Source organism: Flagellimonas beolgyonensis (assembly GCF_003992615.1).
GTDB classification, from domain to species: domain Bacteria; phylum Bacteroidota; class Bacteroidia; order Flavobacteriales; family Flavobacteriaceae; genus Flagellimonas; species Flagellimonas beolgyonensis.
Genome location: NZ_RZMY01000013.1, coordinates 597622 through 611226 on the forward strand (window position 1 = coordinate 597622; position 13605 = coordinate 611226).

Sequence of the window (13605 nt, forward strand, 5' to 3'; positions counted from 1 at the left end):
AAATATTTGAATTCATCCCAATCGGCGATTACCCCTATTTTATTGAAAGAAAATGTGGGAACGGCCCTATCCATCTAAAATCACAATAGATTATACTGATAGTTTTTTATATTTTTATTTTTCAAATTTATCGAACAATGACCATTACCCAATTACAATATGTGCTAGCCGTAGCAGAATACAAAAACTTTACCCTGGCCGCCGAAAAGAGTTTTGTAACCCAGCCTACCTTGAGCATGCAGGTACAAAAATTGGAGGATGAACTCGGTGTTTTAATTTTTGACCGTAGCAAGAAACCCATTTCGATAACAGAAGTAGGCAAAAAGATTGTGGACCAGGCCAAGAATATTGTAGCTGAAGCGGAACGCATCAAGGATATTGTGGACCAGGACAAAGGGTTCATTGGAGGTGACTATGTGTTGGGGATCATTCCCACCGTAATGCCCACCCTTTTGCCCATGTTCCTGAACACCTTCGTGAAAAAATATCCCAAGGTCAACCTTATCATTAAGGAGCAATCCACCGAACATTTGATCAAAAACATTTTGGACGGCCATTTGGATGCCGGTATTGCCGCGACCCCATTGGAAATTGAATTTATTAAGGAAAGGCCTTTGTACTATGAACCTTTTATTGGGTATGTCCCTAAAAATCACAGACTATCCAACGAAGCAGAGCTGACCACCGATCATTTGGACGTGAACGATATATTGCTCTTACAGGACGGTCATTGCTTTAGGGATGGGGTGATCAACTTATGCAAGGCATCCAAAAACATGAATGGTGAGCAATTTAAAATAGAAAGTGGGAGTTTTGAAACCCTGGTGAACCTTGCCGATGAAGGCATGGGCATGACCTTGCTCCCTTATTTGAACACATTGCATTTGGAGCCTCAGAAAAAAGAAAACCTAAGACCTTTCAAAGCACCTTCGCCCGCAAGGGAAATTAGCCTGATCTACCACAAAAGTGAATTGAAGATACAGATCACGGAAGCGCTCAGGGATGTAATTTCAAGTATCGTTCGTGGGGCCATTGCTTTTCAGGACGTAAAGATCATCAGCCCATTGGCCAAAAATTAAAAGAGCCGCTTTTCAGCGGCTCCAGTTTTAGGCTTTTAACAATACTAGTGTAGGTTGTAAATCCGGTTTGTCCACAATAAAATAATGTAACCAGATCCTAAGTTCTTCAATTTCGTTCGGCAGAAGCCTGGAAATCGCTTTCTTCAATTCCTTGGTGAAGAGTCTCACATCAAAACTTACCTTTTGCAAGATGGTCTTGGTGTAATCTAACATAGCTCTCGGCATAGAAATTTGATTAAATTGGATTAATGGTTGTGTCCCTAAGTTAGGCAAAAACTCAATATTCAAACTAAAAAATCGGTTAAAAATTGAATAACTTCGTGTTAAAATCGATGAACTACGTCTATGAATACCCATAAAAACACATTTAATAAATCGCTGTTTATCAGTTTATTATCCATTTTTTATTTACTTTCCGGGTGTTCTTCCGTTCGTAAAAATATCAGCAATCATCTGCATAAGGAAAGTCTAAAAAATTCGTTTCATGGACTCTTGATCATCGATGCCGATTCAGAAAAAGAACTGTACAATACCAATGCGGACAAGTATTTCACCCCTGCGAGTAACACCAAGCTAGTTACCTTTTATACCGGTATAAAATTATTGCCCAAAAACATCCCTTCGCTACATTATGTCGTTGCCAATGACACCCTTTTTATTGAGGGCACCGGTGATCCATCGTGGCTTCACCCCTATTTGAACGATAGCACTGCCCTCCAATGGCTTGGGAACCAAAAAAACATTGCACTGTACACCGGCAATACAGACGAGCAACGTTACGGACCGGGTTGGGCCTGGGAAGATTTTGACACCTACTTTTCTCCTGAGAAATCGACTCTGCCCCTTTATGGCAATGTGGCAACTTTATCAAAATCCGAAATGGACAGCCTTCAGGTATCTCCGATTGAATTTTTGGAATATACAGCCATCAAGGAAAGCGCCTTTAAAAGAGAGGAATACCAGAACCAGTTTTATATCGACCCCGAAGAACAGGATACCTTGGAAGTACCATTTATAGTCAGTGATAGTTTGACAAAACTTTTACTTGAATCCGTATTGCAGCAAAAAATTACATTGAGCGACCATTTTCCCGACCAACCGAAACAGACATTGTTTGGCATGGAAACCGATTCGATCTACAAATACATGTTGTTCAAAAGCGATAATTTTTTGGCAGAGCAACTCCTTATGGCCGCCTCATCGGCCCTATCGGATACCTTGAGCACCCGAAGGGCCATTGATTATATGCTGGAAAACGACCTTAGTGATTTAGCACAACAACCTCGTTGGGTAGATGGTTCCGGTTTGTCGCGGTACAACTTGTTCACCCCAAGATCTTTTGTCCAAATTTTACAAAAACTGCATCAAGAAGTACCCGAAGAGCGTTTGTTCGCCCTGATGCCCATGTGGGGACCCTCCAATACCGTGGCAAAATGGGATGATCCAGAAACGGAGCCCTTTCTGTTTGCCAAATCGGGTTCGGTGGGCAACAATTACAACTTAAGCGGGTATGTGCGAACGAAATCGGGAAAATTGCTCATATTCAGTTTTATGAACAATCATTTTAGAACCCCTTCCCTGGAAATCAGGAATACGATCTACGCTACTTTGAAAGAGCTTTATCAGCGTTATTGACCGAACAAGTTCTGTACTTGTGCGTATTGCAGTAGCATGATGGTCTTTGCATCCCGAATCTTACCAGTTTCCATCATTTGAAGGGCTTTTTTAAAAGGAAGTTCCAAGACTTCGATATTTTCGGTTTCATCTTCGGCTCCACCACCTTCGCCCACCTTCATGGCATCGGTGTACTGTCCGATAAAAAAATACAATATCTCCGTTACTGAACCTGGTGACATGTAAGCTTCGAACACTTTTTTTACGTGGTCTATCTTATATCCGGTTTCTTCTTCCACCTCCATTTTAATGGTCTGCTCTGCATTGCCCTTCTCCAAGAGTCCGGCACAGGCTTCAACCATCATCCCATCCGTGTTCCCGTTCAAATAGGTGGGCATTCGAAACTGTCGGGTAAGCACCACGGTTCCCTTCTGTATATTATATAAAAGAATAGCGGCCCCGTTACCCCGATCGTAGGCCTCCCGAATCTGGGTTTCCCAGGTACCATCTTCCCGTTGGTACTCAAAGGTCACCTTATTGAGCGTATACCAATTGTCGGAGAGTAATTCCTTTTTGATGTTTCGAACGTTGCCGTATTTCATAATTGGGATTAAACGGTTACTGATGTATTCAAATAGCGCCTAAAGGGGAGCATCTCTTTGTAAACTTCAATGATTTTTTCTTTGAAATCAGGTTGTAGGACTTCTTTTTTTGAAAGCTCGTGCACCACAGCAAAGGTTTTGTTCCTGAGTAGCTCAATATGGGGGTGATCATTAGAGAAGCCTTTGGGCGCATTGGTCAATTTTTCATCTTCATATAAACCTCCAAAGGTTCTTTTGAACGAAGGTTTGTCCAATATTTCCTGAAACACCTCCCCGTTATAATCGATACCGTCACGAATGCTACGAAGAGTCTTGGGATCGGGACGCCAAAACCCACCGGCCAGCAGGCATTGCTTAAGACCAATTTCAATATAAAAATCAGCCGAATGGGGTGCTTTATCCAACCCGGCACCGAAATGATCTTTGTACACCGGTTTATTGGGGTGGAACATCAAATTGTTGTTGATACGGTTGATGCCCTTCTTGCCCGGAGTGGGATAATAATCATCGTGCAGCTGTGCCATGGTCAGATCCAGATCATCCAACCAAGTAATGAAATCGGAGCGAAGGGAGCGGTACCATTTGCGGTTCGCATCCATCCATTCCTTATTGTTGTTTTGTTGTAGTTCTTCCAGAAAATGGAAAAGGTCTTTGAAATCCATGGAAACAAAGGAAGGAAATATTCATCAGACTTCAGACTTCAGTTATCAGATTTCAGATTTCAGACTACTGACTACCGACTACCGACTCCTAACTACTGACTACTGACTCCTGACTACTGACTACTGAAATTAAAACCTATTATCACCATCCAATAAATCACCTAGGCCACCTAAAATACTGCCTTCACCCTTGTCTTTTCCGCCACCACGAGGTGCCGCGGCCCATACTCGTCCTGCCAATCGGCTAAACGGTAAGGATTGGATATACACGGTCCCTGGTCCACGAAGGGTGGCAAAAAATAAGCCTTCCCCACCGAAAACGGTGTTTCGTATGCCCCCGATGAACTCGACATCATAATCCACGGTTTGCGCAAAACCAACGATACAACCCGTGTCCACTTTTAGGACTTCCCCAGGACCCAAGACTTTCTTTGCCAAGGTGCCACCAGCATGTACGAACGCTAAACCATCGCCTTCCAATTTTTGCATGATGAACCCTTCACCACCGAATAATCCGCGACCCAAACGTTTGGAAAATTCAATCCCTACGGAAACACCTTTGGCTGCACACAGAAAGGCATCTTTCTGGCAGATGAACTTTCCTCCTTTTTCTGAAAGATCGATGGGTACAATTTTACCAGGATAGGGCGAAGCAAAGCTTACCTTCTTTTTGCCATGACCAATATTAAGGAAAGCCGTCATAAAAAGGCTCTCACCGGTGAGCAAACGTTTCCCTGCTGAAAACAGCTTACCCAACACGCCGGAATCTTGATTGGAGCCGTCGCCAAAAATGGTGTCCATTTTAATGTCGGTGTCCATCATCATGAAACTGCCAGCCTCGGCCACAACGGCCTCTTGGGGATCCAATTCGATCTCCACATATTGCATTTCCTCTCCGTAAATGTGGTAGTCTATTTCGTGTGCGTTCATTTTTCGATTTGTTTTGTGATTTCTGTATATATGTTGATTTATTTTAGGCTTTGTTACAGGTCAGTCAAAAATCAAAGTGATCTCATTCGATTGAAGACAACCTTCAAATAAACGATCAGCGATATCCGATTCATTGGTTTTTTGAAACAAATCCTTTGCATTATTAACATTATAATTTGGCAACAATAATTTCAGCTTTAATCTTTTATACTTTTCTTTCCAGTAAGAATTTATTGGAAATATAGTTATGTTAAATACTTTGGTTGAGTTCGGTTCAAAAGAAATCATGTTTTCTTTATAAAATAAATAGTTCAAGATTAAAGCCTTTGGATATTTCAAAATAGGGTTTCCAGATTCCATGATTTTAAGTCTTTTTATTCTTAACCTATCAATTTTTCTTTGCACTTTATCTTCTAAATCAAGTTTCTTATCCTCAATTCGCTCTTCTGCAAATTTGATTTCATAATCTATTGGATAAACATAATGTTCCGTTATAGTAGATTCTAATTGATGATATGAGAGGCTTTTTTCTTCCCTTATCAAGACCAAAGCAGTCATAATTGGATATTTAGAAGCACAATAATATTTTTTTATTTCCTCCTCTGTTTCAGGCACATATAACTGTTTGGTTTCAAAATTCAAATCATTCATCAAATAAATAATATTATCTGTTTGATTACTGATTGAAATCTCAAGGTTGGTAAGCGAGGTATTTTTGGGAATGTGCAATACCGAATCTGTAATTTTCAAATCAAGCTGCGCGATTAAATTGCACGAAAACATCAAAAATGATAAAATAAATAAGACTCGATACATCATTATCACTTCTCGTTGGCTTTCACCTTCACCGTCCATTCAAAATGAAAGGTGGAGACTTCCACCCCATCCTGGTTGACCCCGACCGCTTTCATCCATAAGGTCTGTCCCTCTCCGGTGGCAATGGTTTTTTGGATGGCATCTGCAATCAAATTTCCGTCCTCACAGGTAAACGTAATGCGCCCCGTGGCCTTTTTGGTAAAGATGGCCTTATTGTTCGCCACCAACATGGACACTTTTTTACCGCTCTTTTGGATTTCGTTCATCACCATGGCACCCGTGCTCAACTCGGCAGCCATGCCCTGCACCGCCCAAAACATGGATTTAAACGGATTCTGATTGATCCATTTATGTTTCACGGAGGTAACGGCTTTCTGATCATCGATATACTTGAGTCGCACCCCGCACCACCAGGCCGAAGGCAATTTTAAAAACGTGAACGTATTGATTTTACTGGGAGTGAGTGCCATATCTAGTATTTAAGAGGTCTAAAAATAGCCAAAATTCATGGATTTAATATTGTTAATTTATTGTTAATATTTAGTACTTTGTTTTGCATAGTACTGTCTTTTGGATATATATTTGCATGGTAAGCTAATAGGTAAACTAATTTGCAGTCAAAAATCATCAATCAAAAATGGCAACAACAGTAACCAAACACGAACGAAATTTATCCGCGATCATACACGCGTCCACCTTCTCAAAGTATTTTATTCCTTTTGGGAACTTTATACTACCGTTGATCTTGTGGACCGCCAATAAGAACCAACACGATTTTGTGGATTATAATGGTAAGCAGGCACTTAACTTTCAAATCAGCATGCTGTTGTATGCGATTATAGCCGGATTGCTCACCATTCCATTCTTTATCGGAGTTTTTCCCGACCTGTTCGACTGGCACTTTTTCGGTTTTCGAAAATTGAGCGACCTCAACACCTTGAACATTCATTTTGACAGTGACGATTTTCGGTTTGGTCGATTGTTCTGGCCTTTGGGCATTTCAGGCATTTTTCAAGTGGCGTTGACGGTTTTGAACATCGTATTCACCATTTTGGCTACGATACGCACCAACGAGGGACAGTATTTTAAATATCCGTTCACCATTAAATTCATCAAATAAAACTAATTGGGAGCTTCATCACCTCCATTTATAGTAAGTACATCATCAATCAAAAAAAGGAGTTTAATCATCAATCAAAAAACGAAATCATCAATCATCAATTAGCAATCATCAATCAAAAAACGTTTCCACTCCCCTGCCCAATTCAGGGGATTGGAGTGGAAACCCGACCAAACCAAGTTTGGTGAATCAAAAACGAACAGTTAATTTAATAGAACCATGAAGTTATGAACATAGAAAACACAAAAGCTCAGATGCGCAAGGGGGTTCTAGAATATTGCATCCTGTCCATCCTTAAGGATAACGACAAGTATGCCTCTGAAATTCTGGATGCCCTTAAGGACGCGAAGATGCTCGTAGTGGAAGGGACCATATACCCTCTGCTCACAAGGTTGAAGAATGCTGGGTTGCTCAACTACCGTTGGGAAGAATCCACCTCTGGACCTCCCCGTAAATATTACGCGCTCACAGAAACAGGTCGGTTGTTCCTAAAAGAATTGAACGGAACCTGGGACGAACTAAGAAATGCAGTCAATCTGGTAACCAACACAAAATAAAGAATCAAAAAATGAACAAGACAGTAAATATAAATTTGGCAAATACGCTCTTCCATATAGACGACGACGCGTATAACAAGCTAAGGCGGTACCTCGAGTCCATTAAACGGTCCTTTGCAGGCACTACCGGAAGCGACGAGATCATTGCTGATATCGAGGCACGGATCGCAGAGCTCTTTTTGGAAAAAATGGAAAACGAGCGCCAAGTGATCACCCACAAGGAAGTGGACCAGGTCATCTCTGTAATGGGACAACCCGAAGATTACATGGTGGACGAGGATATTTTTGAGGACGAACCCAAAAAGTCACAGACCAAAGAGACCACCCGTGCCAAGAAATTGTACCGCGATATCGACAATAAATATATTGGCGGTGTGTGTGCCGGTCTGGAGCACTACTTGGGCGTTGATGCCCTTTGGATCCGATTGATCTTTGTGCTTATGGCCATATTCACGACAGGATTCGGTTTGATCGCCTACATCCTATTGTGGATCTTGGTACCCGAAGCCGTGACCACCTCGCAAAAATTGGATATGCGGGGAGAGCCTGTCAACATCAGCAATATAGAACGCAAAGTTAAAGAGGGGTTTGGTGATGTTGCAGACAAGGTAAAGAACGTTGACTACGAAAAAGTGGGCAACAAGGTCAAAAGCGGCTCCAAGACCTTTTTCGATACCATTGGCGATATCATTTTGTTCCTGTTCAAGGTATTTGGCAAGTTCATCGGTATTTTGTTGATCATCATTGGTGCGGCCACTTTGGTGGGTCTGTTCTTCGGACTGTTCACCGTGGGCATGTTCGATGTGATCGAATTTCCCGGTGTTGATTTTTATGAAATCGTGAACACCACCGGCGCGCCGGTTTGGTTGGCATCCCTGTTGTTGTTCTTTGCCGTGGGCATTCCCTTCTTCTTTATCCTGTATTTGGGATTGAAGATATTGGTGAACAACCTGAAATCCATCGGAAACATTGCCAAGTTCTCCCTTTTGGGACTTTGGTTGATCTCTGTTGGGGTATTGATTACCTTGGGTATCCGTCAGGCCGCTGAGTTCTCCAATACCGGAAGCGTGCACGAGCGCGAAGCATTGGTGATGGAAACTGTAACCGACACCTTGGTCATCAAAATGAAGAATTCCGCTTATGAACATTCCATGGGCGATATCCATTTTGGTCGCATGACCTTGACCTATGATGAAAATGACAAGCCACTATTGGTTTCTGACGATGTGGAGATCAGGGTGCGCAAATCGGACGATGCCAACGTGAACATCACCGTTCGCAAGGATGCCGATGGTAGTTCCATTGTAACTGCCAGGGACCGGGCCCGAAACATCCAATTCGGATACGAAGTAGTGGGCAACCAGATTATCCTTGATGAATATTTGACCACCGAATCGTCCAACAAGGCCCGAAACCAAGAGGTGAACATGACCATTTATATCCCTGAAGGCCGTTTGGTCCATTTTGATGAATCCACACGTGGACATATTGGTAGAGGAATCGAAAACGACAGGGATTACTATCGAAGCAGCATTGTGGGCCACGTTTGGCTTATGGACAAGGATGGCGAACTAAAATGCCAGGACTGTCCGTTGGACGATGACGATGACAGGGATGGCAATGGCAAGATCATCATCAATGAAGATGGCATCGATATCGACATCAAAGACAATCAGGATTCGTTCGAGATGAAGATCAATGAAGACGGCATCAAAGTAAAAACAGGTGAAAAAAGTAACAATTGAGTTGGTGAAAACTACAATTGGGTAATATTAAATTCAAAATCAATCAATCAAAATAGACCTTTGGTCAATCATTAAAAACAACAATCATGACAACACTAGCAAGATTAGCAATCGCAGTACTCTTATCCCTCTTTGCATCATCCTGTATGATGGATGTGAACTTTGGGAACGGCAAGACCGGAAATGGGGAAATTGTGGAAGAAACCAGGGCCGTATCCGAAGATTTTACGGAAGTTTTGGCCTCTGAGGGCATCGATGTCTTCGTGACCCAAGATTCCGAGTTCAAGATATCCGTGGAGGCCGACGAGAACATCATCGATCTTATAGGCACTGACATTAGGGATGGTAAATTAAAAATCCATGCCATTGAGAACATTGGCAGGGCCACCAAAAATGTATATGTTTCCCTACCACGGATAACGGCCCTTAATAGCTCTAGTGGTGCAGACCTAGTGGTACAAAATGTTATCGAATCGGAGAGCATTGAATTGGATGCCAGCAGTGGTGCAGACCTACGTGTGGAACTACGGGCCAATGAAGTATCTGCCGATGCCAGCAGTGGTGCGGACATCAGAATATCGGGAAGTGCGGATATCCTACATGCCGATGCCAGCAGTGGTTCTGACATTAAGGCCAGGGAACTGGAAGTGAAAAGATGTAATGCCGACGCCAGCAGCGGAGCCGATATTTCGGTGAATGTATCCGAATCCTTGGTGGCCGATGCCAGCAGCGGGGCCGATATTACCTATTCAGGGGAGGCCAGCGTACAAACCAAGAAATCGGTTTCTGGCAGCGTGCGCAAATACTGATACAACAACCAATCAAAAAACGAGAAGGCCCATTGTAAAATCAATGGGCCTTTGTGTTTTCTTACCCATTTCGATGCGTTATCTTAGCTACTCTTTTAATCCAATAGATAAATGCAGTTAACACTCAAAACCTACACCCTTCAATTGGCCCACACCTTTACCATATCCAGGGAATCCCACGACACCCAGGATACCTTGATCGTTTGCTTGTCGCACAATGGGAAAACAGGTTACGGGGAGGCCACTTCCAATCCCTATTACGGTATTACCCTAGAAAGTATGAAGGCCGAAATAGAAGCGGTTCGGGATGCCATTGAAGGTTACGATCTTGATACTCCGGAACAGTTTTACTTGCACTTGGAGTCCCTAAAACTTCAAAATTTTACGCTTTGCGCACTGGACTTGGCTGCCAATGACCTTTATGGGAAGCTAAAAGGCCAACCACTTTACCAAATTTGGGGTACGACCAACGAACAGTATCCCGTCACCAATTATACCATTGGCATCGATACCATTGAAAAAATGGTCGAAAAACTTCAAGAAAAACCATGGCCGGTATATAAAATAAAATTGGGGACAAAAAATGATGTCGCCATCGTGAGGGAACTCCGCAAGCATACCGATAGTATTTTCCGTATAGATGCCAACTGTGCTTGGACAGCTGAAGAAACCATAAAAAATGTACCCTTGCTCAAAGCGCTTGGTGTGGAATTTTTGGAACAGCCCCTTAAGGCCGATAATTGGGAAGGTATGGCCAAAGTCAAAGAACAGTGCGAATTGCCCGTGATTGCAGATGAGAGTTGTATTGTTGAAAGCGATGTGGAAAAATGCGGTCCCTATTTCGATGGCATCAATATAAAGTTGACCAAATGCGGTGGGTTGACCCCCGCTAGGCGCATGATCCAAAAAGGAAAGGAACTGGGCCTTAAAATTATGGTGGGTTGCATGACAGAATCCAGCGTGGGCATTTCGGCCATTGCCCAATTATTGCCCCAATTGGATTTTGTGGATATGGATGGTGCCATGCTTTTAAAAAAGGATATCGCCAAGGGCGTGACTATTTTGGAAGGCGGCAAGGTCGTATTTCCAACGCTTCCGGGGAGCGGCATTGAACTATTGTAATGGCATTTCCCATAGACCATATCCCGGACCGTCAGGTTTATATCGATGGTAAACCCCACTTGTATTTTGGGGGCACGGCTTATCTCGGTGTTCAGAACCATCCGGAATTTATAGAAATCTTTACCAAGAACATCCGCACCTATGGTTTGCAGTATGGGGCATCTCGACGCTCCAATGTGTTTTTGCCCGTATATGCCCAAGCTGAACAGTTTTTGGCCGATTGGGTGGGCAGTGAAGCCTGCATTACATTGTCTTCCGGGTATTTGGCGGCCCAATCGGTCATTCAAAAACTACTGGATGAAGGCCATGTGCTCTTCGCTGCCCCGAATGCCCACACCGCACTGCTACGGCCAGGAGTAACCTCAGCTTCCAATTATGGGGAACTTAAAACGCTATTGGAATTGGAAATTGACAAAAACACAGCTGCACCGGTGCTTCTTTTTGACACCATTGACTTTTCTGGCCAGCATTTTCCGGATTTTGACGGACTGCAATCTCTTCCATTGGACAAATTGATTTTGGTCGGCGACGATTCCCACGGTATTGGAGTTGTAGGTGAGGAAGGAAACGGTTGTTTTGGCTATTTGCAAAAATTGGGGCCAGCCGAATTGTTGGTCTGCGGTTCCCTGGGCAAAGGTATGGGCATCCAAGCTGGAGCGATATTTGGAACAGGTTCCATGGTTCAGAAATTAAGAAATACTTCGTTTTATGGCGGGGCAAGTCCTGCCCTACCCGCTTTTATGGGTACGTTGTTGGAGACAAGGGAATTGTATCAAAAACAAAGAGCCAAACTCATGGAAAACTATGCCCTATTCCGAAACAATATCGACAAACCATCTTTTTTCAACCATTTGGAGGGGCATCCCACTTTTGAATTTGTGGATGCAGAGCTCGCGAAGTCGCTAGAAAGCAATGGTATTGTTTTTACCAACTTCACCTACCCCGACGAGAATGGGCCTTTGGTTAGCAGATTGGTATTGAGTGCCTACCATAAAAAAGAGGATGTTCTACAATTGGCAAATTGCTTGAACACCCTCTTGTCTTAAAGGATTGTTGCTAATTTCTATTCATCCCACCAAACAGGTGTAACCGGTGTTTGTTGATTGGCCAAAACATTGGCCTCGTTTCGGGTCAACTCCGTATCAGGGTAATTGGCTCTTCGGAACCATTGTCCAAAGAATTCATTATCGGCACTGTCTTCTTCACTACGTATTTGTAGACCGGTAAAGACCTCATCCGAAAAATCATATCTTCTGTAATCCACAAAAGTTTCCGGGTTCAAGAAGTTATGGATGTATTTTTCCTTCATGATATGGTGCAACATCAAGGCTCCTTCCCCTACGTCGATTGCGGCATCGGCCATATAATCGGTACCATCCACGCCATACATATCCATACTCGCAGCAATACCATCCATATAGGCCGTATATGCCGTGGCATTGGAACCAACGCTAGTACTGGTTCCACCGTTGGCCAAGAAGGCTGCCTCTGCCTTAATGAACAAAACCTCTGCATACGTGATCAACATCAATGGCGAGTCTACACTGGTATAGAAACCATCGGTTCTAAACCTGGCATTGGCATCGGTGCCATCGGGTGCCAAACCGCCACCACCACTGACGAATCCTTTGTATTCGGCCTCGTCGCCATTTTGGGCGAACAGGGGCAATCTAGGATCAATTTCGACCAAGCCACCAACAAACGGATAGTAATCTCCATTCATGGAGCTTACTAATTGACTGGCAATATCATTACTCAAGTTACCTGTGTTTCTTGCCAAAACTTCGGACGAATACCACGGATTGATGTTCTTTTCATCATAATACATGGCAAAATTGTCGTCGTTGGACGTAAATCCGTTGTCCACCGTGGCCAAAACATCCGCAGCGGAAACGATTCCCTTGTTCACCAAATGCAATTGGTAACGTGCCTTTAAGGAATAGGCCGCTCTTAGCCACTTGTCGGTATCCCCTCCATAAATCAGATCTGATGAACCAAGCTCGAAACCAGAGTTATCGGCCCCATTCAATTTTGCAATGGCCCCATCCAAAAGAGCAAAAATCTCCGTGTAGATGGATTCTTGGGTATCAAAAGTGGCAAAATTGTTATCAGGACCCTCACTGGCCGAGGAATATGGAATGTTATCCCAGGTATCGGTAGCTATGCCCAGATTGGCTGCGATCAATATATCGGCTATACCATCGATATGCGTTGCATTGGTTTCTACAGCCTTCAACTTTACGGCTTGTAGGTTGGGCAAAACGTACAGATACACCTGGCTCCAAAGACCACTGGCCGAAGTTTGGCCCGCGGCACCGCCCCCAGCCGAAACAAAGTTTTGAACGTAGTTTCCAAAAGCAAGTTCAGCGGATCGTTGTCCTTCCATGGTGCTGTGGATCACCGGTGCCATGAGGTCCTGCATACGAAGGTCCTCCAAGGTGGCCGTATTGGAAGGCGTGTTCACATCAAAATAATCTTCGCTACATCCCACGAAAGTTGCCGTGGCACAGAGCAGAAAAACCTTTATTTTATTTATTTTCTTCATAGTT

15 protein-coding genes are annotated in these 13605 nt (G+C 43.4%); 8 read left to right on the top strand and 7 right to left on the bottom strand.

What is annotated here, in order from left to right; genetic code table 11:
* Positions 1 to 137: 137 nt before the first annotated feature.
* Positions 138 to 1079: a LysR substrate-binding domain-containing protein gene (locus EO131_RS09425; RefSeq protein WP_127021171.1), complete on the top strand. Its 942-nt coding sequence runs from the start codon at positions 138 to 140 to the stop codon at positions 1077 to 1079.
* Positions 1080 to 1106: 27 nt separating this feature from the next.
* On the opposite strand, the gene EO131_RS09430 is transcribed toward EO131_RS09425, so the two are convergent.
* Positions 1107 to 1304: a hypothetical protein gene (locus EO131_RS09430; protein ID WP_127021173.1), complete on the bottom strand. Its 198-nt coding sequence runs from the start codon at positions 1302 to 1304 to the stop codon at positions 1107 to 1109.
* A 120-nt stretch (positions 1305 to 1424) separates the two neighbouring features.
* Here EO131_RS09430 and EO131_RS09435 point away from each other — a divergent pair, with 120 nt between their 5' ends.
* Complete coding sequence (locus tag EO131_RS09435; protein ID WP_127021175.1) at positions 1425 to 2714, top strand: D-alanyl-D-alanine carboxypeptidase; 1290 nt, start codon at positions 1425 to 1427, stop codon at positions 2712 to 2714.
* On the opposite strand, the gene nudK is transcribed toward EO131_RS09435, so the two are convergent.
* The 5 genes from nudK to EO131_RS09460 all read right to left on the bottom strand — a co-directional run bounded on the left by nudK (position 2708) and on the right by EO131_RS09460 (position 6173).
* Positions 2708 to 3295, bottom strand: a complete 588-nt coding sequence (gene nudK / locus EO131_RS09440; RefSeq protein ID WP_127021177.1) for a GDP-mannose pyrophosphatase NudK — start codon at positions 3293 to 3295, stop codon at positions 2708 to 2710. The genes EO131_RS09435 and nudK overlap by 7 nt on opposite strands.
* 8 nt (positions 3296 to 3303) lie before the next feature.
* Complete coding sequence (locus EO131_RS09445) at positions 3304 to 3957, bottom strand: DUF2461 domain-containing protein (RefSeq protein ID WP_127021179.1); 654 nt, start codon at positions 3955 to 3957, stop codon at positions 3304 to 3306.
* Between the two features lie 129 nt (positions 3958 to 4086).
* Positions 4087 to 4887, bottom strand: a complete 801-nt coding sequence (locus tag EO131_RS09450; RefSeq protein WP_127021181.1) for a TIGR00266 family protein — start codon at positions 4885 to 4887, stop codon at positions 4087 to 4089.
* Positions 4888 to 4947: 60 nt separating this feature from the next.
* Positions 4948 to 5637: a hypothetical protein gene (locus EO131_RS09455; protein ID WP_127021183.1), complete on the bottom strand. Its 690-nt coding sequence runs from the start codon at positions 5635 to 5637 to the stop codon at positions 4948 to 4950.
* A gap of 71 nt (positions 5638 to 5708) precedes the next feature.
* Positions 5709 to 6173 (bottom strand): DUF4442 domain-containing protein, encoded by a 465-nt coding sequence (locus EO131_RS09460; RefSeq protein WP_127021185.1) that lies wholly within the window; start codon positions 6171 to 6173, stop codon positions 5709 to 5711.
* 167 nt (positions 6174 to 6340) lie between these two features.
* Between EO131_RS09460 and EO131_RS09465 the strand changes: the two genes are divergently transcribed.
* The 6 genes from EO131_RS09465 (at position 6341) to EO131_RS09490 (ending at position 12102) form a co-directional block, all read left to right on the top strand.
* Entirely contained in the window at positions 6341 to 6823 is a 483-nt protein-coding gene (locus EO131_RS09465) for a DUF4870 domain-containing protein (protein ID WP_127021187.1), read from the top strand.
* A 227-nt stretch (positions 6824 to 7050) separates the two neighbouring features.
* Complete coding sequence (locus tag EO131_RS09470) at positions 7051 to 7380, top strand: PadR family transcriptional regulator (protein ID WP_127021189.1); 330 nt, start codon at positions 7051 to 7053, stop codon at positions 7378 to 7380.
* A gap of 11 nt (positions 7381 to 7391) precedes the next feature.
* Entirely contained in the window at positions 7392 to 9125 is a 1734-nt protein-coding gene (locus EO131_RS09475) for a PspC domain-containing protein (RefSeq protein WP_127021191.1), read from the top strand.
* Positions 9126 to 9211: 86 nt separating this feature from the next.
* Positions 9212 to 9934, top strand: a complete 723-nt coding sequence (locus tag EO131_RS09480; RefSeq protein WP_127021192.1) for a head GIN domain-containing protein — start codon at positions 9212 to 9214, stop codon at positions 9932 to 9934.
* Between the two features lie 111 nt (positions 9935 to 10045).
* The gene (locus tag EO131_RS09485) at positions 10046 to 11056 is read left to right on the top strand and encodes a dipeptide epimerase (RefSeq protein ID WP_127021194.1); all 1011 of its coding nucleotides are present in this window, start codon (positions 10046 to 10048) and stop codon (positions 11054 to 11056) included.
* On the top strand, positions 11056 to 12102 hold the full coding sequence (locus tag EO131_RS09490) for an aminotransferase class I/II-fold pyridoxal phosphate-dependent enzyme (protein WP_127021196.1): 1047 nt from the start codon (positions 11056 to 11058) through the stop codon (positions 12100 to 12102). The genes EO131_RS09485 and EO131_RS09490 overlap by 1 nt, the downstream gene beginning before the upstream one ends.
* 17 nt (positions 12103 to 12119) lie before the next feature.
* Here the strand turns inward: EO131_RS09490 and EO131_RS09495 are convergent, their stop codons facing one another.
* Positions 12120 to 13601 (bottom strand): SusD/RagB family nutrient-binding outer membrane lipoprotein, encoded by a 1482-nt coding sequence (locus EO131_RS09495; protein ID WP_127021198.1) that lies wholly within the window; start codon positions 13599 to 13601, stop codon positions 12120 to 12122.
* Between the last annotated feature and the right edge of the window lie 4 nt (positions 13602 to 13605).

Bases quoted from the DNA above. Each gene is read 5' to 3' on its own strand.
- EO131_RS09425 (WP_127021171.1), top strand. From the start codon at position 138: ATGACCATTACCCAATTACAATATGTGCTAGCCGTAGCAGAATACAAA.
- EO131_RS09430 (WP_127021173.1), bottom strand. From the start codon at position 1,304: ATGCCGAGAGCTATGTTAGATTACACCAAGACCATCTTGCAAAAGGTA.
- EO131_RS09435 (WP_127021175.1), top strand. From the start codon at position 1,425: ATGAATACCCATAAAAACACATTTAATAAATCGCTGTTTATCAGTTTA.
- nudK (WP_127021177.1), bottom strand. From the start codon at position 3,295: ATGAAATACGGCAACGTTCGAAACATCAAAAAGGAATTACTCTCCGAC.
- EO131_RS09445 (WP_127021179.1), bottom strand. From the start codon at position 3,957: ATGGATTTCAAAGACCTTTTCCATTTTCTGGAAGAACTACAACAAAAC.
- EO131_RS09450 (WP_127021181.1), bottom strand. From the start codon at position 4,887: ATGAACGCACACGAAATAGACTACCACATTTACGGAGAGGAAATGCAA.
- EO131_RS09460 (WP_127021185.1), bottom strand. From the start codon at position 6,173: ATGGCACTCACTCCCAGTAAAATCAATACGTTCACGTTTTTAAAATTG.
- EO131_RS09465 (WP_127021187.1), top strand. From the start codon at position 6,341: ATGGCAACAACAGTAACCAAACACGAACGAAATTTATCCGCGATCATA.
- EO131_RS09470 (WP_127021189.1), top strand. From the start codon at position 7,051: ATGAACATAGAAAACACAAAAGCTCAGATGCGCAAGGGGGTTCTAGAA.
- EO131_RS09475 (WP_127021191.1), top strand. From the start codon at position 7,392: ATGAACAAGACAGTAAATATAAATTTGGCAAATACGCTCTTCCATATA.
- EO131_RS09480 (WP_127021192.1), top strand. From the start codon at position 9,212: ATGACAACACTAGCAAGATTAGCAATCGCAGTACTCTTATCCCTCTTT.
- EO131_RS09485 (WP_127021194.1), top strand. From the start codon at position 10,046: ATGCAGTTAACACTCAAAACCTACACCCTTCAATTGGCCCACACCTTT.
- EO131_RS09490 (WP_127021196.1), top strand. From the start codon at position 11,056: ATGGCATTTCCCATAGACCATATCCCGGACCGTCAGGTTTATATCGAT.
- EO131_RS09495 (WP_127021198.1), bottom strand. From the start codon at position 13,601: ATGAAGAAAATAAATAAAATAAAGGTTTTTCTGCTCTGTGCCACGGCA.